This is a genomic window from Paenibacillus campi, assembly GCF_034659835.1.
GTDB classification, from domain to species: domain Bacteria; phylum Bacillota; class Bacilli; order Paenibacillales; family Paenibacillaceae; genus Saccharibacillus; species Saccharibacillus campi.
Window position 1 is genome coordinate 443,183 of record NZ_JAXSQZ010000001.1, and the last position, 21,663, is coordinate 464,845.

Below are 21,663 nucleotides of genomic sequence, written 5' to 3' on the forward strand. Positions count from 1 at the left end.
GGAACGGGTAAGCTAGATTAGGGAACCCGATGTAATGGCTTTTTTGCGGATGAAGACCCTGGTGAAGGGTCTTCTTTTTTTGCGTGTTATGGATATGGTATGATGAGAAATAGTTACGTTGAAGGGGGAACATCGGTGAAAGCATGGGTAAAAGCAATCGTTGGCATACTGGCGATAAGTATGATCGCCATCTTGGCAGGCTGCGGTAGCGACGAAAGCGCTACCGATCCGAATGTAGTGAACATTTTTATTATGGGCAAAGACGGCTTTCCACAACAATATGCCGATGCGATCGGCAAAAATTTGCAGCAAAAGCTAGGCGCTAATATGAAGGTTATCGTCAGCACCACGCCGGTTTATTCGGCGGAAAAGCTCGTGCTGGAATATGTAGATCGTAAAGACGATATTATTATTTTGCCGGAAGCCGATATGAAAGGTTATGCGCTCAATGGCGGTCATATGGTGCTGGATCATGATTTTGATGCGAAAACGTACAAAGGCGGTGTTACGAAAGGTGCTGCTAATGAAAACGATACCGATCAAGCAAAACAGACCGATCATCTGTTTGCGATTCCGGTAAGTCAGATGTCCGCATTTAAAGCGATCGGCTATAAAGGCGATGATCTGTACGCGACCATTCCGATTTTTGCGAATCATGATAAAGCGGTCAAGGTGCTGAAGGCGCTGACGGAGTAGGCTAGATGTAGAAAGCAATATGTTAGAAGCGCTGTCGTAACTATAAAATTGTGGTGCATAGTAGTTCATATTCGTATGAAGCGAGATGATCTTATGATGCTTGGCAAATTATTGTTAATCATAATGCTCGTAGTCCAGAAGGTAATTACTGGATTGATTTTGAAAATAAAAAAAAGTTGTTGGAAGCTTCTTATTCTAAACTAGACCTTACTAGCAAAGAATTGATCAAAAATAATTTATTTAAATCAAAAACTTCTTAACCAGAATCTGTTATTGGTCTTAAATAAAACGATCAACAATATGTTCTGTAAAGCCACAAAAATGTGCAGATCGTATGCTCATATAGTGGCTTGTTTTGCTTTAGGAGTGTAAAACTTATATCATTTCACCTATAAGAGACAGTGAGCAAGCACGCAAAAGCGCGAGCATAACAAAAGGAGGCTCAACATGAACATTTACACACGTACAGGGGATGAAGGGCAGACGTCAGTCATTGGCGGGCGTGTACGCAAAGACGATTTGCGGGTGGAAGCGTATGGTACAATCGATGAGTTGAATAGCTTTGTCGGACAAGCGGCTGCGCTGGCGGTGGAGCAATCATTGTCGGATTTGCGGGACGATCTGATTCATATTCAGCAGGAGCTGTTTGATTGTGGGTCTGATCTTGCGTTTGTAGAGCTGGCGGAGGATCGTTACAAAGTGGACGCTGCGCTGGCGACACGGTTGGAGCAATGGATCGATCGTTATGAGGAGGAAAATCCGGCGTTAGAGCGGTTTATTTTGCCTGGTGGTAGTGCGCTTGCAGCTTCGCTGCATGTATGTCGCACCGTTTGCCGCCGTGCGGAGCGACGTGTCGTCACACTAGCGGCAACATATGCGATCAATCCGGCAGTACGGCAATATTTGAACCGGCTGTCGGATTACTTTTTTGTCATTGCGCGTACTGCTAATGTACGTGCCGGTGTGGCGGATGTGGAATATGTGCGCAGTGCGCGTGTATTTCGGCGCGATTAAGTTAGTAGGCTGACCGCGTTAAATAAGTAGTTTGCTATTGCAGAGCAGCGCTGTTCTTCTGCTACGATTCGAGTGTATGTTTCATTAAGATCGAGTGAATCAGACACTGAATGTAAGCTGGTCAGCCTAATCGGGCGTGTACGCAAACTCGTATGATGCGAAGTATGTGAGAATCTATATTCATTCCTCATCCGTAGATTCCGGTGCGAGGCGGGAGTTTGTTCGCTTATTTCGTACTGGAATGGCGTCTGTCCCAACACACCAAGTTTGCGTACGCGCCCGTCACATTGCAGTATAACGCCGCTTGTTATGTTAACACTAGCGAGATCGCAAGTTATCAGGCTCATTATGATGCCGAATGCAGCAATGAAGGAGAGGGATACCGAGCAATATGAATAAACATGAACAACAGCAGTGCTACAGCCATCCGAGTACAGACGATTATTATCCGCCCATCGTCTACACAATCGAGCCTCAAGATGAAGGCATGCTGCTCAAAACGATCCTTAATCGTCGGATGGGCATTTCGCGCAAGCTATTGTCACGGCTGAAAATGACGCAGCACGGTGTCGAGCTGAACGGACAGCGCGTCTATGTTGATCATAAAGTCAATGGCAATGATGTGGTGGAAGTGCGCATGTTGCGTGAAAGCTCGGACGATATTTTGCCGCAGCCGATGGAGTTGGATATTTTGTTTGAAGATGAGCATTTGTTAATTGTAAACAAGTTTGCCGGGGTGATCGTACATCCGACACATGGGCATTATACCGACACACTCGCAAACGGTGTAGTACATTATTGGAAAGAGCAGGGCGTGCAGTTCCGCTTTCGTCCAGTACATCGGCTTGATCAGGACACGTCCGGTGTGCTGGCAATCGCCAAAAACCCGTATGCCCATCAGCATATTTCCGAACAGATGATTCGTGGCGAAGTGTTCAAATCGTATCAGGCCTATGTGCATCATCAGCCACAACCGTTATCCGGTCGGATTGAAGGAGCGATCGACCGCCATCCTGAACATCCCCATATTCGAGTCGTGACACCGGATGGTTATGATGCGGCGACCCGTTATGTGACGTTGGAGTCATTTGCGGAGCATGACGCGGCGCTTGTATCGCTAGAGCTGGAAACCGGGCGCACGCACCAAATTCGCGTGCATATGAACTATATCGGCTGTCCGCTAATCGGTGATCCGATGTACGGCTATGCCGCAACCAATGAGCTGGCACCACAGGCAAATGCTGCCGATGCGGGACGTATGACAGCGCTCGATCGTATCGTAAATCGTCAGGCATTGCATGCATATGAGCTGGGATTTACGCATCCGGCAACTGGGAAATCGCTGCTGTTTAGAGCGCCTTTGCCAGCCGATCTGGCGCTGCTAGATCAGCGACTGCGCGAAGTGAAGCAATAGCGGTAAAAGAAGCCCAACAATCGCTGGAAACCGAATGACTTAACATAATCTATATTGTAATTAAAGTGTACGGTAATAAAGGATATGCAAACTAAACGATATCGAAACTAATGTACAATGAAACGACTAACTTGCCTTCATCCAATAGTAAGTGAAACGGTTAGGATATGTTCATAATTCACGTAAATGAGATACCGCAACCTATCTATTCACAGATTTTTATGAAGATCATACACCACTTTACCGAGTTATCTAAAAGGAGATTAACGCCATGAGCCAATTAACCGTCTATCAATATCCACCATGCAGCACGTGCCGCAATGCCATCAAATGGCTAAAAGAGCAAGGGCATGAACTGAATTTGATCCATATCGTCGATGAGCCGCCAACCGCTGAACAATTGCGCGAGTTGGTGGAACATAGTGAGGTGGAGTTGAAGAAGTTTTTTAATACAAGTGGTGAAGTGTATAAAAGTCTCGGCTTAAAAGACAAACTGCCTACGATGAGCGCAGAGGAACAATTGGAATTGCTATCGCAAAATGGCAAGCTAATCAAGCGTCCAATCGTGACCGACGGTGATCGGGTAACCGTTGGTTTTAAAGCAGACATGTACGAACAGACGTGGAAAGCCTAAATCGTTTCCATATCGACGAATAGCAAAGATGAACGATCCGCCAGTAAACAAAGCGTGTAGATGATCATAGTTGTGTCCGCATATATGCTTTTATTCGATTAGCAAGACATGATAAACTCCTCCTAAACTATGTGGAGGAGTTTTTGTTATGTCCAATGCCGATTCATATCTACGATATCGCCTGCAAACTGCTTCATTGGCAGATGCAGACTGGATTGCCGAACTGCGTGCGATCGTATTAAAAGCAGACCTGACACGTTTGCATCGGTATGATGAAGTGCGGGTACGCCAGCGTTTTTTGAGCGTATTTCAACCGGAATATACACGGCTCATTATGGTCGATGAAACGCCTGCTGGTTGTATCACTTTGCGTCCGGGGGATAATGCCGATTATATTTTGGAGCATTTTTATATCGATCCAGCCGTTCAAGGCAAAGGCATCGGCAGTCATGTGCTTGCCGAAGTACTGTCCGATCCGAAGCTGCATGGACGATCGGTTATGCTTAATGTATTGCAAGGCAGCCCAGCGCGTCGTCTGTATGAACGTTATGGTTTTACGCTTAGTGAACAGGATGAAGTGGACGTGTTTATGAAGTTACACATAAAACGTTGTGAATAGTTGTACAGCTTCAACCAAATTCGGTATGATAGAATCAAACTCGGTTTACACGTATAGGGGAGAATGAAATTGACACAACCGAAACAACAAAAGATGATGCTCGTTGACGGAATGGCACTGTTGTTCCGCGCTTATTATGCAACGGCGCAGACCGGCTATATTCGTCGTACGAAGGCGGGTATTCCGACCAATGCGATCTATGGATTTGTCCGTTATTTATGGGATGCGGTTAGTTTATATGAGCCGACACATATCGCTTGCTGCTGGGACCTCGGTACACAGACGTTTCGGCGCGAGCAGTTTGCCGATTATAAAGGCAATCGGACAGCTGCACCGGATGATCTGATTCCGCAATTTGATCTGATTTGGGAAGTGACCGAAAGTATGGGCATTCCGAATGTAAGCGCACCAGGCTATGAGGCGGATGATTGCATCGGTACGCTGGCGCGTGAGCTGGAACCGGACATGGAAGTGATGATTTTGACGGGTGACCATGATATGTTGCAGCTTGTCGATCAACGCACAAGCGTCATCATTATGAAAAAAGGCTATGGCAATTACAAAGTGTATACACCGCAATCACTGCTAGAAGAAAAAGAGTTGACGGCGGAACAGATGATCGATATGAAGGCATTAATGGGTGATACGAGCGACAATTATCCAGGTGTCAAAGGCATCGGTGAGAAAACGGCGGTCAAGCTCGTCAAACAATACGGCTCGATCGAAGGCATTTTGGACAATTTGGAGCAATTGACTCCATCGGTGCGCCAAAAGATCGAAGCCGATCTCGATATGTTGCATCTGTCGCGGCGCCTCGCGACCATTCATCGTGAAGTACCGGTCGTATGCACAACCGATGAATGTTTATTGCTGCTCGAAGATCACAAAATTATCGATAAATTTGAGGAGCTTGAAATCAAAAGTTTATGCTCCATGCTGGGAGTTGGCGTATTTTGAGCACACAATCATTAATAGGGAGACACAAGCGTCTACTAGCGTTGCTGCTTGTGCTGATTATGCTGACCGGACTAGTGTCGATCGCTCCCGCTGTACCGGTACAAGCTGCCGGCAGCGCTCTTAGCGCCAATACCGTCACCGTTAAAGCGGCAGGGCGCAGCTTTGCAGTTAAAACGGTGCGCATTCCGAAAGGAACTGCCACTGCGATCGGGCTTGCCGATCATCAGATCGGTCATACCGCTTCGCTGGCGGCGATCGCTTCCTCGTATGGGGCGAAAGCAGGCATTAACGGTGCCTTTTTTGACTCGTATGGCGGGCCGCCTGATCCGTACGGGACGTTAATTTCAGGCGGTCGCTTGCAGCATATCGGGCGCTATGGCACAACGATCGGTTTTACAGCAAACGGTACGGCGATGATGGATTCACTGCGTATTGAGGTGTCTGGCAATGTATCCCCACCACAAGGGCGTTCATCTAGCTGGTATGCGGTGTGGTTTAATCGCACACCGTCCACTACAGCGACCGGCACATCGATTGTGTACACACCGGATCGCGGTGCGACTACCGGTTCGCATGTCGGTGTGGCGGTAACGGTGCGTCAAGGCAAAGTCGTTGCCAAAGCGAATAATACGAACACTGCGATTCCATCCAACGGTTATGTGCTCGTATTTACCGGCGATATGAAATCGATGGCAGACCGCTTTGTCGTCGGCGCTCAAGTTACGATGGATATTCGTTATACCAATATCGACGGCAAAGCAATTCCGTGGGAAAATGTAGTTACTGCGGTTGGCGCAGGCCCAAGGCTCGTAACCGATCGTAAGCTGACTTTGAATGCCGCCGCCGAAGGGTTTCAAGACCCGAAAATTTTAAACGCTTCTGGCGCACGCAGCGGAATTGCGATTATGGCGGACGGTTCGGTCATGATCGCTACCGTCTCCGGTGCTACGATGAAGCAATGGGCAGCGGTGATGCAAAAGCTGGGCGCAGTACAAGCGATGAATTTGGATGGAGGCGCTTCCTCCGGCATGATCGCTGGCGGTAAAGTCGTCACTTCACCAGGTCGTTTGCTCAGCAATGCACTTTTATTTGGCGGTAGCGGCAATTAAGGCATAATGTTTCATGCGGGCATCCGCACAGTCTACACAATCTGGATTGATTGCATACAGAGTCTGGCAAATCATCGTTCGGTTGCTGAATTGTGGCGCTGCACGCATCGTTTTATTCCGGTTCACATGTTACGGCTCTTGGCATTATCGCATCGTATGACGGTTTGACATCCAGTCGACATATAGATGCGTTATGCTAAAGAGCCTGCACATACTTATTATTGGTCATCCATAAGGATGATACAAAGGAGACGCATGATTGATGAGAAAACTTGGAGCAATTGAAGCAGGCGGTACCAAATTCGTATGTGGAATCGGAACAGAGGACGGGCAAATTTTGGAACGTGCCAGCTTTCCGACCGAAACGCCGGAAATTACGATGCAAAATGTCGTTTCCTTTTTTGCAGGCAAAGGTATCGAAGCGCTCGGGATCGGTTCGTTTGGACCGATCGATCCGATTGTGGGCAGTCCGACGTACGGATACATAACGACGACGCCAAAGCCACACTGGGGTCAGTTCGATTTGGTGGGGCATCTGCAACAGCATTTTTCAGTGCCGATGTCATTTGATACCGATGTCAATGGTGCGGCATTGGGCGAGTATACATGGGGCGCTGCGCGTGGGCTGGACAGTTGTATTTACATTACGGTCGGTACAGGCATCGGTGCCGGTGCGGTTGTAGGCGGTAAAATGCTGCACGGTTTGTCTCATCCAGAAATGGGACATATTCTCGTGCGTCGTCATCCGGATGATACATTTGAAGGTTTCTGCCCGTATCATGGTGACTGCCTAGAAGGTATGGCTGCTGGCCCAGCGATCGAAAAACGGTGGAATATGAAAGGCTCCGAGCTGACTCCCGATCATCCGGCATGGGAAATGGAAGCGTATTATTTGGCGCAGGCGCTGATGAATTACGTCCTGATCTTGTCTCCGCAAAAAATCATTATGGGTGGCGGCGTGATGAAGCAGGAGCAATTGTTCCCGCTCATTCGCACTAAACTAAGCGAGCTGTTAAACGGTTACGTTCAGCATCCAAGCTTGTCGCAGCAGCTGGATCAATATATCGTTTATCCGGAACTTGGCGATAATGCAGGTCTATGCGGCGCAATCGCACTGGCGAAACTCGCACTTGAGGGAGAGGAAGGTGCAACGATTGGCTAAGCCAACTCAGAAAAAGAAAGGCAATCCCGAAATGAAGCGCCAGCAACAACAGGCGTACAAACAACAGGAACAAGAGCGTCAGCGCAAAACGATGCGTAACCTTATGATCGGTACGGTAGTCGTTATTGCCGTCGTCGTTGCACTCATTATACTTATTCCGAATAACAAAACCGAAGGCATTCGCACGACATTTGATTACAGCCAAATGCCGATGAAAGGCAATGCCAACGCCCCGGTCAAAATTGTGGAATTTGCCGATTTTAAATGTCCGATCTGCAAAATGTACAATGAACAAATACTGCCCAAAATCGAAGCCGATTTCGTCGATAAAGGCGTTGCTTCACTGTATTTTGCCAATTTCCCGTTTATCGGTCCGGATTCCACGACGGCTGCACTTGCTGCGGAATCGGTCTATCATCAGAAAAGCGCTGCATTTTGGCCGTATCTAAATGAAATCTATACCCATCAAAAAGATGAAAATACCGAATGGGCAACACCCGATTATCTCGTTAAACTGGCTGAAGATGCCAAGCTAGGCATCGATACGACCAAGCTGCGGCAAAATATCGACAACAAAACGTATGCTGATCAAGTGAATGCTCAGTTTAAAAAAGGGCAGGAGCTGAACATTCCGGGTACGCCGTCCATTTTTATTAATGGTGTGCAGTATACCGGTGATTTGGGCGACTATAATGCACTGAAAGCAGCGATTGAAAAAGCGCAGGCTGACGCTGGCAATCAAACCGGATCGGAGGGCTGACCGATATGGAGACGAGCGGCTTTAAGCTGTTTTTGTCGAGATATTATTTGTACATCGCCTGGATTGTTGCTATTATCGCCACTGGAGGCAGTCTGTTTTTGAGTGATGTACTCCACTGGGAACCGTGCAAGCTATGCTGGTATCAGCGAATCTTTATGTACCCGCAGGTTATTCTGCTTGGTATCGCCGCATATCGTAACGATCGCCGCATCGTAGGCTATGCCATCCCCATGACCATCATCGGTGGTGTGATCGCAATTTATCACTATGCCAAGCAGCACATTCCTGCACTGGATGAAATCGCCCCATGCACCGGCGGCGTATCCTGCAGCAAAGATTATTTCGAATTCCTCGGCTTCATCACGATCCCATTCATGGCAATGGTCGCTTTTGCCATTATCACTGTATTGCTCTGGCTAGGCAGCCGTGCGTATGATGAAGTCGAAGGCACGGAAGATGCGGAGTAGGCAGCGCAGATGAAATAAACTAGTACTAGCCACATTGAAATAATGTGAGCGATCAATGTTAAAAGTAGCTTTATAACGAAAACAGTTCCTTATTTTATCCAAATAGGGAACTGTTTTTGTTTAAGATTGTTGTTCGATTGCTCCTTCCTCTTTGAAGTGCGCTAAAGAATCTACATTCCGTCCTAAGCGGTAGATTCCTGGGCAAGACGGGAGTTCGTCCCTTTATTCCGTACCGCAGTGGTGTTTGTCCCAGCACGTCAGGTTTGCATGCACGCTTTAGTTACGATCGGTGCATACTCTACCTTTGGGCAACAAAATTCATTCACCAAAGCGCTTTTCCCCTTTACTCAACTATACAATCTTCCACCGATATTCCACTTTAATTTCGCTATTAAACAAGTTAATATTTTTTGTAAGGGCTTTCCACTTCAAAATGTGGTTAATAAATGAATAGCACCCGTATGACCTTCAACAGGACGATATCATCAGCACCTTGTCCGGCAATGCCGGAGCGTGGCGGTGGTCAAATAGCATCGATAATAATCAAGTGATAACAGCACATCTACCAGCTTGACGAGGAAAGGGGAATGACCATATGAGAGAAGGATCAACTATTTATGAGGTGGAACCGTGGGTAATCCGCGAGACTTCATTCAATCCGCAATACAACCGTAGAAGTGAAACGGTATTCACCGTTGCCAATGGCTATATCGGGATGCGCGGGCATTTTGAGGAAGGCATGGATGTGCCGGAGATCGATACGCTGAACGGTACATACCTGAACGGGTTTTACGATTCAGCTGATATTATTTACGGTGAGGAAGCGTACGGTTATGCACGCAAGCGGCAGACGATGCTCAATGTAACCGACAGCAAAATTATCGAGCTATGGATCGAAGGCGAGCGTTTTAATATGATGGCTGGGCGGATTATCGATTACGAGCGTGTGCTTAATATGCAGACAGGTATATTGACACGCCGGATGACATGGGAAAGCGGGCGCGGCAAATGCATCTCGATCTGCATCGAACGCCTCGTTTCATTTGAAAATAAACATATGGCGATGATCCGTTATACGGTCAAACCGCTTAATTTCTCCGGTGAGATTACGCTTGTATCCGCGCTGAACGGCGAAGTACACAACGAGATTAGCGAAGGTGATCCACGTGCAGGCGCAGCATTTACCGGACAGGTGTTGCAAACGATTGGCAATTTAAGCGGAGGCACACGGATGGCGCTGGAGCAGCGCACATCGGAGACAGAGTTCAATCTGTATTGTGCTGCCGATCATCGTGCCAATCACAAATATGAACTAAAAACCGAACAACAAGAGCAACGGATTGAAAAGCATTTTGTGTTTAACTTGAACCAGGATCAGGAAGCGGTGCTGGAAAAAAGTATCGTCTATTATACATCCCGTGACTATGAGCCAGCGCATTTGCCGATTCTTGCTGAGTCTACGCTTGACGATATGCGCAAAGACGGCTTTAACACACTCGCCAAGCTGCAAAAAGAGCATTTGGATGCATTCTGGGAAACAGCGGATATCCAAGTGGAAGGCGATGAGAAATTACAGCAAGGGTTACGCTTTAACGCCTTTCATCTGTTTCAATCGGTCGGTCGTGACGGCAAAACGAATATCGCTGCCAAAGGGATTACCGGTGAAGGGTATGAAGGGCATTATTTCTGGGATACGGAAACGTATATTATGCCATTTTTCCTGTATACACAGCCGGAATTGGCGCATCAGTTGCTTGAATTCCGCTACCATACGTTGCCAAAAGCACGTGAGCGTGCGGTGGAGATGGCGGCGCTTGGTGCACTGTATCCGTGGCGGACGATCGGCGGTGAAGAAGTGTCCGCTTATTATCCTGGTGGCACCGCACAATACCATATTAATGCAGATGTGGCGCATGCGGTCATTCAATATGCTGAAGCGACTGGTGATGAGGAATTTTTGCGTACTAAAGGGCTGGAAATGCTTGTGGAAACATGCCGCTTCTTCCTGTCGGTAGGCGACTGGATTCCAGGCAAAGGATTTTGTATTAACGGCGTAACCGGGCCGGATGAATATACGGCGATCGTTAACAACAATACGTACACAAATATGATGGTCAAAGACCAATTGGAATTTACGGCACGTAAGCTGAAAAAATGGCGTGAAGACGATGCGGCAAGCCATGAAGCGATGATCGGCAGCCCGATGGGACTGACCGATGAGGAGATTGATGTGTGGGAACGCGCTGCTGATGCGATCTATATTCACCGTCAGAGCGGGTTGATCGGTCAGGACGATTCGTTTTTGGACAAAGGCATCTGGGATTTTGAAAATACGCCTGCCGATAAATATCCATTGTTGCTGCATTACCATCCGCTCGTCATTTACCGTCATCAGGTGTTAAAGCAGGCGGATTTGATTTTGGCGATGTATATGTTAGGTCATCGGTTTACAAAGATTGAAAAAGTGCGTAATTACGCCTATTATGAGCCGCTTACGACACATGACTCGTCCTTGTCAGCAGCGATTCATGCGATTATAGCTGCCGAGCTGGGCACGATGGACCCTGCCTACGAGTTTTTTATCCAATCGGCACGGATGGACTTGGACGACTTTCACAGCAATGCCAAAGACGGTATTCATGCCGCTTCGATGGCGGGTAGCTGGCTGACGATTGTGGGCGGATTTGCGGGGATGCGCCAATATGATGGTATGTTGCATTTTGAACCGAAATTGCCGCCTAATTGGACGCGTTATAGCTTCCGTGTACAATTCCAACATCGTCTGCTTGAGATTAACATTGAGCAAAATATAACGACTTATCGTGTCATCCGTGGTGAGCCGCTAATGATCGGTCATTATGACGAGCACCATATGGTAGCGATGACAAAGCCGCTGGAAATTAAAAACCGGGTGCTAAAAGCGGTCATTTTCGGGCTGGAAGGCGTGCTTATTCCGATGCCAACTATGGAGGATACAAGCTACGCTGAAGCGTATGCGCCGGATGCTACACCAGTCGCATCGTCGGAAACGGCTGCACAGCAGGAAGCAACGGTGGCAATAGGGAGCGCAGCGGCGGCAGCCGATGATACGCACGATGCCACCAATGCACATATGCCGAGTCCATCCATTGCAGCACAAGCTCAAATAGCTAATGCGACTGCCAAAGAGCATACAAATGAGCCAGACGAGAGCGACCCGTCTGCCGGGACGACGCATCATAAAGCAGCGGATGCAGCTACTCGCCATGCTGATGCCAAACAGAAGGAGGCGAGCGGTGCCGGTAAAAAACGGCTGAAAAAGAACGATGCTGCCGATCAAGAAGCGGTTGCCGCTACAGCCAAACAAGAGGAAGCAGCACAAACCGCAGCCAAGTCGGACCAGATCGTACATGCCGACCCTATTCAAGCGCCGGTACTACGTGTGGAAACGATGGATGTAGAGCAGTTGAAGCGCGAGTTTCTGCTGCCTGGTGTAGAGGAGCTGCTGATTCAACTACGCGAACAAAATGTAGCAGTACTAATGACATCAGATCGTCCAGATGCACGACGCATTATGGAGCGGCTGGAAATGGATCATTATTTTGCTTCCATCGTCCAAGCACAGGATATTACCCATCCTAAACCGGATGCAGAAGGCTTTATTCTCGTCGCGGAGTCGGTCGGTATCCATCCGTATCATTGTATGGTGATCGAAGATTCAGCGGATTGTTTGCAGGCGGTACGCCAGGCAGGGATGAAAACGATCGGTGTGAGCTTGCACCATATTATGGATCATGCTCACTTTACCGTTGCGAGTTTGGAGCATTTAAATGCGGAGACGATGGAACGCTGGATGGAAATTCCGTAATAAATTACACATTAATAGTTATGAAAAATGAACAACATTAAAGGTGTTATATCGTATTAAAATCTACCCCTGAAGACCCCTCTTTGCAAATAAGAGGGGTCTAATAAATTAACAAGCTGAGAACAAATAAAGTTTATTAGCATTGTGTCCGTGCTATTTGACTGCTATTGCAAAAATTGGAGATGTATCTCCTATTGAATCCTTACAGCACAATAATTGCGATTAAAAGAAAAAGCGATAAAACATTTTTTTTATTTGTGCACCTTTTAATGTAGTAAACGTATTTTATGTAAAAATGTTGATTTAGTTTTAAAATGCAATCATCATCAGCATACATATTTTATAATTAATTGATTTTAAATTCCCTGTTACTGTGTATATGGTAGAAATGATAATAACCCCAACTTTTTTAAGTTGGAGTTATTATCATTTGAATCCCCTTTTTTTACTAAATTTTTTCATCAATGAGTATATATGCTCAACAGATGAAAACAATCCTTAAATCCAATCCTTTTTGCGAAACGTAAAAAACATCGTCAGACCGAGCACGATCATAATGCCGATTACCATCGGGTAGCCAAACTTCCAATGCAGCTCCGGCATATTTTCAAAGTTCATCCCGTAAATACCAGTAATAACGGTCAGCGGCATGAATATCGTCGTAATCGCGGTAAACACGCGCATAATTTCATTCGCCCGGTTAGCGATACTGGATTGATACGCTTCACGTAAGTTACCCATCAGATCGCGTAGCGTATCAAACATCTCGGACACTTTGACCGCATTCTCGTACACGTCGCTAAAATATTTTTGCAATTGATCATCGATCAGCCGCAAATCTTTTTTGTTCAGTGTATTAATGACTTCACGCTGTGGACCAAGCACACGTTTGAGCCACAAAATCTCACCGCGCAAACCGATAATTTCGTTCAAATGCGACTTTTTTGTACTCATCAAAATACTTTCTTCCAGCCGTTCTATCTGATCCTCGATTCGATCACCGACGGTAAAATAGTTATCGACGACCAGATCGACGAGCAAGTACATAAATTTATCGGGACGGCTAACTTCTTCTTCCCACAAAATCGGCTTGAGCGCACGCAGCTCACTAATCTTTTGTTTAGTAATCGTAATGATAAAATGCCGTCCGAGGAAAATATTCAGTGCGCGCAAAAAAATCTCCTCATCGTCGAAACGAATACTGTTCACGACGATAAAGTAGTGATTTTCGTAAATTTCAATTTTTGGCCGCTGCTCCTCATCGCCCATCATGTCCTCAACCGCCAGGTCATGCAGCATAAAGAGAGGTTGAAGCAAGATCAGATCATCAAGACCAGCGTCAATCCAGTAAAACCCTTCCTCCGGTGCAACCAGTGTTTCGTTAACATCTTCAACCAGCGTGAAATTGCCGGCGTTTACGTGCCGAATTTTCATAGTATGCTCTGCTCCTTTTTCATCGTAAATGAGTAGGAAAAGAGACGGCAATTGTACACACTTTTGTAAAGCCTCGCTATTATATGAAAATTATCTTTTCAACATGGCGCGCTCCTTCGGTATCCTATTGTCGTTCCATTCCTTTAACCGTGTATAGTGCCCATGTAAGCTCGTCCTCGGGTCGCCTTCCATCTTGAAATTCACCTCTTTATCATAAAATTCGAATGATATCGTATACGCAATGTTTTATGAAAAACATGAAAATACGTCAAATACTTGTTAAGTATACCGTGGAGACAGCAGGCTTTCAAGTTTAAATCATTCCGCTGCTGCATAACTTATTTATCGGCGTCACACCCCCTTGACGATAGGTGTGAAAGTAGTATAAATTATGGTATAAGTAATTCCATTCTTTCAGTTTTAACCCACAATCAAATACAGCGAATCTTATCAAGAGCAGGCGGAGGGACTAGCCCTATGAAGCCCGGCAACCGGCAGTCATATACTGTACGGTGCTAATTCTAGCAGAGATACAGGTACATCCTACGATGAAGTATCTGGTATCTGCTGACAGATGAGAGAGGCGCTATATAGACGCAACTTGTTTGCGGATACGACCTTTCTCAGCCTGCATGGAGAAAGGTCTTTTTGCGTATTTGCGCAGCTCCTTTCACAATCCGGGCACGCTGTTCATTGCATGACCAACTACTTACAAGGAGTGAATGACAATGCCAATCAAAATTCCAGACAGTTTACCGGCAAAGGAAATTCTAACCGGAGAAAATATTTTCGTAATGGACGAATCGCGTGCCTACCAGCAAGATATCCGTCCGCTGCGCATCGCCTTGCTGAACTTGATGCCAACGAAGGAAACGACCGAAACGCAGTTGTTGCGCTTGCTTAGTAACAGCCCGCTGCAAGTCGATATTTATTTGCTGCATACCCGTTCCCATATTTCCAAAAATACGTCGGCAGAATATTTAAATGCTTTTTACAAAACATTTCCTGAAGTAAAACATCTGCGCTTTGACGGTTTGATCGTTACCGGTGCGCCGGTCGAAACGATGGAGTTTGAAGATGTGAACTATTGGGAGGAAATTCAGGAAATTTTCGATTGGAGCAAAACGAATGTAACGTCAACGATGCATATTTGTTGGGCGTCACAGGCGGGTTTGTATCATCATTTTGGCGTGCCTAAGGTCGATTTGCCGGAGAAATGTTTTGGCGTCTTCCCGCACACATTGAACAAAAGCAATGTGCCGTTGCTGCGCGGATTTGATGAATGGTATTATGCACCGCATTCACGCCATACCGAAGTGCGGCGCGAACATATCGAACATGTGCCTGAACTAGAAATTTTGTCGGAGTCTGAAGAAGCTGGTATTTATATCGTAGCGACGCAGGATGGCAAACAGATTTTTGTGACCGGTCATTCGGAATATGATCCGTTATCGCTCAAATGGGAATATGATCGCGATATCGCCAAAGGCATGGATATCGCCGTTCCGAAAAATTATTTTCCAAACGATGATCCGACCCGCACGCCACCATCCAAATGGCGCGCTCATGCTAATCTGCTCTTTTCCAATTGGCTTAACTATTATGTGTACCAGGAAACACCGTACGATCTGGAAAACGAGAAAGTGGAAGCTGGGCTGTATTCGATTTAACAGGCTATCTACCATTTGAAATGGTATACAGTACAGATGCTGACGCTTGCAGCGGATCGCTCTGTTCGTAACAATAGCGAGCGTTTGCAATCGATACATGGTTAACAGTCGTAGTAGCGATTGGATTACATTTAGTACATTGAAGTGAGATATCGGAGGAGGACGTAACGAATGACGTACAGAAACAATCAGCAATCATCGCTTACTATTGAAAGCCGGCTGGCTCAGATCGGATCGGTGGAGGAGCCGGTAACAGGAGCTATTAATTTCCCTATTTATCAATCGACCGCATTCCGTCATCCAGAGCTTGGCAAAAGCACCGGTTTTGACTACATTCGTACGACCAATCCGACACGCGCAGTATTGGAGCAAGCGGCAGCGGAATTGGAAGCAGGCGATGCCGGTTTTGCCTGTAGTTCCGGTATGGCAGCGTTGCAAACGATCTTCGCGCTATTCGGTCAGGGCGATCATCTGATCGTCTCGCTTGATCTGTATGGTGGCACGTATCGTTTGCTGGAACGCATTATGTCCAAATTCGGCGTGAGCGCTTCGTATGTCGATACGAATGATCTGGAAGCGCTGGAACGTGTACGGCAGGACAATACATGTGCTGTATTTATCGAAACACCGACCAATCCGCTTATGATGATTACCGACATCGCTGCGGTGACCGGTTGGGCGAAGCAGCATAAACTGCTGACGATTGTGGACAATACGCTGCTGACGCCATTTTTCCAGCGTCCGCTTGAGCTGGGAGCGGATATCGTCATTCACAGTGCGAGCAAATATCTTGGCGGTCATAACGATGTGTTGGCAGGACTGATCATTACGAAAGGCACCGAGCTATCGGAGGAGATTGCTTTCCTACACAACTCTATCGGCGGCGTGCTATCGCCAAGCGATTCGTATCAACTGATGAGAGGGATGAAAACGCTGGCGCTGCGAATGGAGCGTCATGAATACAATTCGCTTACGATCGCCAAACATTTGCAACAGCATCCGCAAATTGCCGAGGTGTTCCATCCAGGCTTGCCGGATCATCCGGGGCATGAGGTACAAAAGCGGCAGTCGAGTGGCAATACCGGTATTTTCTCATTTAAAGTGACCGATGCGCGTTATATCGCACCGATTTTGCGTCATATTAAGCTGATTGCGTTTGCGGAAAGTTTGGGCGGTGTGGAATCGTTGATGACGTATCCAACCGTGCAAACCCATGCGGATATCCCGCAGTACATTCGTGAAGCGATCGGTGTGGATGAGCGTCTGCTGCGTTTCTCGGTTGGGATTGAACATGTCGATGATCTCATTGCCGACCTGGAGGCAGCGTTGGAAGCTGCTCGCCTTGAAGTCGAAGGAGCGTGAATGAAATGAGTGAAAACAATACCAATCAGCCTAACACAGGAACAGATACGGACGCAACAAATTCGACTTCCGATGCTACAGCGGCTGCCACTTCCGGCAGCACAGCGCCTAAACGCATCCTTCCACCGCGCAGTTTGGAAACGAAGCTGATTCATTTTAACGGTTCGTATGATCTGGCGACAGGTGCATCGAGCGTGCCGATTTACCAGGCGTCGACTTTTCACCAAGATGATATTTTGAATCCGCCAACACATGATTACAGTCGTTCCGGCAACCCGACCCGTCAGGCGCTGGAAGATTATATCGCGCTGCTGGAAGGTGGAGCGCGAGGGTTCGCTTTTGCGTCCGGCATGGCGGCGATCTCGACCGCCTTTCTACTGCTGTCGGCTGGCGAGCATGTGATCGTCACCGAAGATGTGTATGGCGGCACGTATCGTTTGCTGACGACCGTGCTCAATCGGCTGCATATTGAGATTAGCTTTGTCGATATGACCGATTTGCAGCAAGTGAAAGCGGCGCTGCGTCCGAATACACGTGCCGTATATATAGAAACTCCATCCAACCCAACGCTGAAAATTACCGATATTCACGCGGTCACCGAATGGGCGAAGGAAAACCAGTTGCTGACGATGCTGGATAACACCTTTATGACCCCGTATTACCAGCGCCCGATCGAACTAGGCGTCGATATCGTTCTGCATAGTGCAACGAAGTTTCTCGGCGGTCATAGCGATGTGCTAGCTGGACTTGCGGTCACACGCACGCCCGAATTAGGCAAACAGCTCAAACATTTGCAAAATGGACTCGGTACAGTGCTTGGCCCCCAAGATTCATGGCTGCTTATGCGCGGTATGAAAACATTGGCAGCACGGATGGCGCATAGCGAAAAAAGCACCGCACGCATCGCTGAATGGCTGCAAACACGCACCGATATCGCAGCGATCTATTATCCGGGCTTGCCTACCCATCCAGGGCATGAAATACACATTTCCCAATCGACCGGCTACGGCTCGGTCATCTCCTTTGACGTCGGCTCAGGCGAGCGCGCCAAACACGTACTGGATCGCGTGCAACTTCCGCTGGTGGCGGTCAGTCTGGGAGCGGTAGAAAGCATTTTGTCGTATCCACCAACGATGTCACACGCCGCAATGGGCGCGACCGTACGTGCCGAACGCGGCATTACAGATGGACTGCTGCGGTTGTCGGTTGGGTTGGAGGATGTGGAGGATTTGATTGCGGATTTGGAGCAGGCGTTGGAGGAAGAATAGAAATAAAAGCAGATATAAACGTCAAATTCGTTTATATCTGCTTTTATTTTGTTTAAATTGATATAATATACATAGTATAAACGAATTATGCGTTAGGAGGTTATAGACTAGTTATGAAAATTTTAAGATTTACGGTGCATGGATTAGATTTATTTCCAGAAGGGTTTGATTTCAATTTTGTTGCTCAACAAAATGTAACCGAAGATAACAATGAAGGATTAGAGCATTTATTTGCTAATATGTATACGCATAATGCGCTAGCTTTAATAGGAATTAACGCATCTGGAAAAACGGCATCTTTAAAGTTAATATCTGCTGTTTTGAACATTTTTTTTACACATGACAGATTAAATATAGACAGGCATAAAGAAGTGTTAAAGGGGAAACAAATTACCATTACGAGTTATTTTTATACGCAAAATGAATTTATTTTAAAATTAGATTCATCCATTTCCAAAAATGAAAAAGGTGAATGGTATTTTGCAGAAGAAATTTTATATAAAAAAAAGATAAAAAGTATCAAAAGCAAACTCAAATTATTTGAATTTAATGAGCGCGATTTTATTAAAAAAAGATCATTAGAGAATCATGAGTATTTAGTAGATGATTTAAGTATTTTTGTGGCTGAATTAAAAAAGGAGCAAAGTACGCCAGAAGTGTTTGCTGTTACCGGGTTTACGAATTTTAATTTTATGAATATAGCTGGAAATGTTCCACTTGAAGTTATACAATTTCTTGATCCTAGTATTGAATATGTTAAAGCTGAAAAAATGCGTGATACCGATGTTATTCGGCTGAAATTTAAAAGTCAAACTAGTGAAATTGAAGTCTATCCAATAGTAGCATTAGAAAATTATCTCTCGTCAGGCACAATTAAAGGTCTAAATTTGTTTGCTTATATCAATCATACTTTAAAAAAAAATGGCTATCTTATCGTAGATGAGCTTGAAAATCACTTCAATAAAGCGATCGTGCGGACGATTATCGGCTTTTTTAGAAATGAAAAAACAAATCCTAACGGAGCCACGCTTATTTTTTCAACCCATTATCCCGAACTATTGGATGATTTTGATCGCAATGACAGTATCTATGTTTGCAGAAAGCAGAATGTATTATCGATCATTAATCTCATGTATTTGTTAAAGCGTAACGATATGAAAAAAAGTGAGGTTTATCAAAGCGATTTTATTGGCGGAACAGCGCCTGATTACAATGCTTATATATCGTTAAAAGATCAATTTATAAAATTGCATCACACGGACTTCGTTAAATGAGAGAAGACTGCTTAATTGCATGTATCTGTGAAGGTTCTTCTGAACGCGCTATTATCGACATATTACTCGAACATGATAAGTTAATCTTCTCATTAGATCAATTGCTAGAGCGAGAAACGATAAAAATCCGCAATGCGAAAAAGTTCGAGACGATGTATTTAGATAAAGCGACCGCTCAAAAAGTCAAAATTTATAGAATACTTGATTCTCGAAATGAAAACTTTAAGCTGAGTAAAGCGTATGCAGCAAAAGTTGAAGTGATCAATATTATTACCGCTCCTGAAGTGGAATTACTGCTTATTCACGCTGAAAATCAATACGAATAATACGTAAAATCCAGAAAAAAACCGAGTGAATTTGCCAGCACTTTGTTTAAAGGTGAAAATATTAAAAGTTACAATTTTATAAAAAATTATTTTGGTCATGTTGAAATTTTAATTGCAGCTATTGAGATGTATCGCTCCAAAAAATCGATTAAATATAGTGATTTAACATTACTTGATATTTTAAAGTGAATCGTTCTGTTAAGAGACTGAGCCGCTATGAATGTGGGGAGTCTTTTGTTCAATTTGATCCGTTTGAATAGTAGTTTGGCTGTTATGTCAAAGTTTACTTTCCCCCTCAACGGGTAATGACCCTACATGTGCAACAACCGTGAAGCAACAACAGCGTGTAGCTAGTTTGTTTCTCAAATCATCACATGGAGGTTCGATCTATGACACATAACACGTATCCGTTTGAAGATGCTGTCGTACTAATTACCGGTGCTAGCGCAGGAATTGGGCGTGCGGTAGCAACTGCTTTTTTGGAAAATGGCGCCAACGTCGTGCTGGCGGCACGCCGTGAAGACAAGCTGTATGAAGTCGTCGATCGTTACAACAATGACCGTTATCTCATTGTGCCTACCGATGTGCGCGTGCGTGCGGAAGTGGATGCACTCGTCGACAAAGCGGTCGAACGTTTTGGCAAGTTAGATGTGGTCATTAGCAATGCCGGGGTAAATGTAGCGGGACCGATTGAGGAATTAACCGATGAAGACTGGGAGAATATGCGGGCGACCAATGTCGATGCGCAAATTTATTTGGCGCGTGCGGTCACGCCACATCTCGTCAAATCGCAAGGTTCGCTCATTGCCACTTCGTCCGTATCGGGGCTCGCAGGCGATTGGCCGCATCCGGGCTACAATGCGACCAAAGGCGCTGTCAGCCTACTTGTACAATCGCTTGCCTTGCAGCTTGGTGAAAAAGGAGTGCGTGTCAACGCGGTCGCACCTGCGTTTACGATTACCGAAATGACCAAGCCGATGATTGAACAAGGCGGGGAAGAAGTGGTCGAAAAATTCAAATCCCGTGTGACACTACAACGGATCGCTGAAGCTGAAGATGTCGCACCGGCGTATCTGTTCCTCGCCAGTCCGGACGCGCGTTATATTACCGGTGTTATTTTGCCGGTTGATGGCGGTACGAGCGCATCGAACGGACAAGGGAACTCACCGCGCGAATTTGGGAATGAATAAGCGATATCCGATCATAAGCAGCATAGGGCTGACGATTCAGACCGGCTAACGTTCCGGGCAACGATAGAGCGCTTATTTTACACGTATCGATCATAAATATAAGTTTGAGCGAAGCAGGCTTCCTGATATGGAGCCTGCTTTAGCTATAGCCTTTTGGATTATGGCGAAGTTTGGCATAGCAGGAAAATGGGCTGATGGCATAAGCAATAACGGATAGCGATTCTAACCGAGGCTACAAGGTAGTTTGCCTACGCATTGCTCGCCTGTATGGCATGATTCGTCACGTTTATACTTGTGCGCACTTCCATTTTCCACTGTATTAGTTCTAGATTGCCTTCATGCGCCGGCTGCCACAAACGAACTGCAAAAAATTACTAACCTGCCACTTCCATGCCTGTTTTTAAAATGTGAAATATGTTACGATAGTACATGCCGTCATGAATTTATTTTAATTTTTAAC

General features: G+C 46.0%; 18 protein-coding genes and 1 riboswitch. Of the genes, 17 read left to right on the top strand and 1 reads right to left on the bottom strand.

Annotated features, from left to right (window positions below):
- Positions 1 to 135 precede the first annotated feature (135 nt).
- From U1I11_RS01705 to U1I11_RS01755, 11 genes are all read left to right on the top strand, one after another.
- A complete protein-coding gene (locus U1I11_RS01705) occupies positions 136 to 696 on the top strand; it encodes a hypothetical protein (protein WP_322903272.1) in 561 nt (186 codons plus the stop codon).
- Positions 697 to 1,143: 447 nt separating this feature from the next.
- Complete coding sequence (locus U1I11_RS01710; protein WP_322903274.1) at positions 1,144 to 1,710, top strand: cob(I)yrinic acid a,c-diamide adenosyltransferase; 567 nt, start codon at positions 1,144 to 1,146, stop codon at positions 1,708 to 1,710.
- 391 nt (positions 1,711 to 2,101) lie between these two features.
- A complete protein-coding gene (locus tag U1I11_RS01715) occupies positions 2,102 to 3,124 on the top strand; it encodes an RluA family pseudouridine synthase (protein WP_322903276.1) in 1,023 nt (340 codons plus the stop codon).
- A gap of 271 nt (positions 3,125 to 3,395) precedes the next feature.
- Positions 3,396 to 3,758, top strand: a complete 363-nt coding sequence (locus U1I11_RS01720) for an arsenate reductase family protein (protein ID WP_322903277.1) — start codon at positions 3,396 to 3,398, stop codon at positions 3,756 to 3,758.
- Between the two features lie 148 nt (positions 3,759 to 3,906).
- Complete coding sequence (locus tag U1I11_RS01725; RefSeq protein WP_322903278.1) at positions 3,907 to 4,377, top strand: GNAT family N-acetyltransferase; 471 nt, start codon at positions 3,907 to 3,909, stop codon at positions 4,375 to 4,377.
- Positions 4,378 to 4,473: 96 nt separating this feature from the next.
- Positions 4,474 to 5,334: a 5'-3' exonuclease gene (locus U1I11_RS01730; protein ID WP_416235458.1), complete on the top strand. Its 861-nt coding sequence runs from the start codon at positions 4,474 to 4,476 to the stop codon at positions 5,332 to 5,334.
- Positions 5,331 to 6,443: a phosphodiester glycosidase family protein gene (locus U1I11_RS01735; RefSeq protein ID WP_322903282.1), complete on the top strand. Its 1,113-nt coding sequence runs from the start codon at positions 5,331 to 5,333 to the stop codon at positions 6,441 to 6,443. Before U1I11_RS01730 ends, U1I11_RS01735 begins: the two co-directional genes overlap by 4 nt.
- Positions 6,444 to 6,705: 262 nt before the next feature.
- On the top strand, positions 6,706 to 7,605 hold the full coding sequence (locus tag U1I11_RS01740) for an ROK family protein (RefSeq protein WP_322903283.1): 900 nt from the start codon (positions 6,706 to 6,708) through the stop codon (positions 7,603 to 7,605).
- Positions 7,598 to 8,365, top strand: a complete 768-nt coding sequence (locus tag U1I11_RS01745; RefSeq protein WP_416235578.1) for a DsbA family protein — start codon at positions 7,598 to 7,600, stop codon at positions 8,363 to 8,365. The genes U1I11_RS01740 and U1I11_RS01745 overlap by 8 nt, the downstream gene beginning before the upstream one ends.
- Positions 8,366 to 8,370: 5 nt before the next feature.
- Complete coding sequence (locus U1I11_RS01750) at positions 8,371 to 8,832, top strand: disulfide oxidoreductase (RefSeq protein ID WP_322903286.1); 462 nt, start codon at positions 8,371 to 8,373, stop codon at positions 8,830 to 8,832.
- A gap of 595 nt (positions 8,833 to 9,427) precedes the next feature.
- Positions 9,428 to 12,679 (top strand): HAD-IA family hydrolase, encoded by a 3,252-nt coding sequence (locus U1I11_RS01755; RefSeq protein ID WP_322903287.1) that lies wholly within the window; start codon positions 9,428 to 9,430, stop codon positions 12,677 to 12,679.
- A gap of 498 nt (positions 12,680 to 13,177) precedes the next feature.
- On the opposite strand, the gene corA is transcribed toward U1I11_RS01755, so the two are convergent.
- Positions 13,178 to 14,113: a magnesium/cobalt transporter CorA gene (corA, locus tag U1I11_RS01760; protein WP_322903288.1), complete on the bottom strand. Its 936-nt coding sequence runs from the start codon at positions 14,111 to 14,113 to the stop codon at positions 13,178 to 13,180.
- A 444-nt stretch (positions 14,114 to 14,557) separates the two neighbouring features.
- Positions 14,558 to 14,694, top strand: a riboswitch (SAM riboswitch).
- Positions 14,695 to 14,841: 147 nt separating this feature from the next.
- Here corA and metA point away from each other — a divergent pair.
- The 6 genes from metA to budC all read left to right on the top strand — a co-directional run bounded on the left by metA (position 14,842) and on the right by budC (position 21,203).
- A complete protein-coding gene (gene metA / locus U1I11_RS01765; RefSeq protein WP_322903289.1) occupies positions 14,842 to 15,783 on the top strand; it encodes a homoserine O-acetyltransferase MetA in 942 nt (313 codons plus the stop codon).
- Between the two features lie 171 nt (positions 15,784 to 15,954).
- Positions 15,955 to 17,145, top strand: a complete 1,191-nt coding sequence (locus tag U1I11_RS01770; protein ID WP_322903290.1) for a PLP-dependent transferase — start codon at positions 15,955 to 15,957, stop codon at positions 17,143 to 17,145.
- A gap of 5 nt (positions 17,146 to 17,150) precedes the next feature.
- On the top strand, positions 17,151 to 18,413 hold the full coding sequence (locus U1I11_RS01775) for a trans-sulfuration enzyme family protein (RefSeq protein ID WP_322903291.1): 1,263 nt from the start codon (positions 17,151 to 17,153) through the stop codon (positions 18,411 to 18,413).
- A gap of 113 nt (positions 18,414 to 18,526) precedes the next feature.
- Positions 18,527 to 19,687 carry an AAA family ATPase gene (locus U1I11_RS01780; RefSeq protein WP_322903292.1) on the top strand — a complete coding sequence of 387 codons (1,161 nt, stop codon included), beginning with the start codon at positions 18,527 to 18,529 and terminating at the stop codon, positions 19,685 to 19,687.
- A complete protein-coding gene (locus U1I11_RS01785; RefSeq protein WP_322903293.1) occupies positions 19,684 to 20,013 on the top strand; it encodes a hypothetical protein in 330 nt (109 codons plus the stop codon). The genes U1I11_RS01780 and U1I11_RS01785 overlap by 4 nt, the downstream gene beginning before the upstream one ends.
- Positions 20,014 to 20,402: 389 nt before the next feature.
- Positions 20,403 to 21,203, top strand: a complete 801-nt coding sequence (gene budC, locus U1I11_RS01790; protein WP_322903295.1) for a meso-2,3-butanediol dehydrogenase — start codon at positions 20,403 to 20,405, stop codon at positions 21,201 to 21,203.
- Positions 21,204 to 21,663 lie beyond the last annotated feature (460 nt).

Excerpts from the sequence above, each read along its gene's own strand:
- U1I11_RS01720 (WP_322903277.1), top strand. The coding sequence starts at position 3,396 with ATGAGCCAATTAACCGTCTATCAATATCCACCATGCAGCACGTGCCGC.
- metA (WP_322903289.1), top strand. The coding sequence starts at position 14,842 with ATGCCAATCAAAATTCCAGACAGTTTACCGGCAAAGGAAATTCTAACC.
- U1I11_RS01750 (WP_322903286.1), top strand. The coding sequence starts at position 8,371 with ATGGAGACGAGCGGCTTTAAGCTGTTTTTGTCGAGATATTATTTGTAC.
- U1I11_RS01770 (WP_322903290.1), top strand. The coding sequence starts at position 15,955 with ATGACGTACAGAAACAATCAGCAATCATCGCTTACTATTGAAAGCCGG.
- U1I11_RS01755 (WP_322903287.1), top strand. The coding sequence starts at position 9,428 with ATGAGAGAAGGATCAACTATTTATGAGGTGGAACCGTGGGTAATCCGC.
- corA (WP_322903288.1), bottom strand. The coding sequence starts at position 14,113 with ATGAAAATTCGGCACGTAAACGCCGGCAATTTCACGCTGGTTGAAGAT.
- U1I11_RS01725 (WP_322903278.1), top strand. The coding sequence starts at position 3,907 with ATGTCCAATGCCGATTCATATCTACGATATCGCCTGCAAACTGCTTCA.
- budC (WP_322903295.1), top strand. The coding sequence starts at position 20,403 with ATGACACATAACACGTATCCGTTTGAAGATGCTGTCGTACTAATTACC.
- U1I11_RS01775 (WP_322903291.1), top strand. The coding sequence starts at position 17,151 with ATGAGTGAAAACAATACCAATCAGCCTAACACAGGAACAGATACGGAC.
- U1I11_RS01780 (WP_322903292.1), top strand. The coding sequence starts at position 18,527 with ATGAAAATTTTAAGATTTACGGTGCATGGATTAGATTTATTTCCAGAA.
- U1I11_RS01710 (WP_322903274.1), top strand. The coding sequence starts at position 1,144 with ATGAACATTTACACACGTACAGGGGATGAAGGGCAGACGTCAGTCATT.
- U1I11_RS01715 (WP_322903276.1), top strand. The coding sequence starts at position 2,102 with ATGAATAAACATGAACAACAGCAGTGCTACAGCCATCCGAGTACAGAC.
- U1I11_RS01730 (WP_416235458.1), top strand. The coding sequence starts at position 4,474 with ATGCTCGTTGACGGAATGGCACTGTTGTTCCGCGCTTATTATGCAACG.
- U1I11_RS01740 (WP_322903283.1), top strand. The coding sequence starts at position 6,706 with ATGAGAAAACTTGGAGCAATTGAAGCAGGCGGTACCAAATTCGTATGT.
- U1I11_RS01785 (WP_322903293.1), top strand. The coding sequence starts at position 19,684 with ATGAGAGAAGACTGCTTAATTGCATGTATCTGTGAAGGTTCTTCTGAA.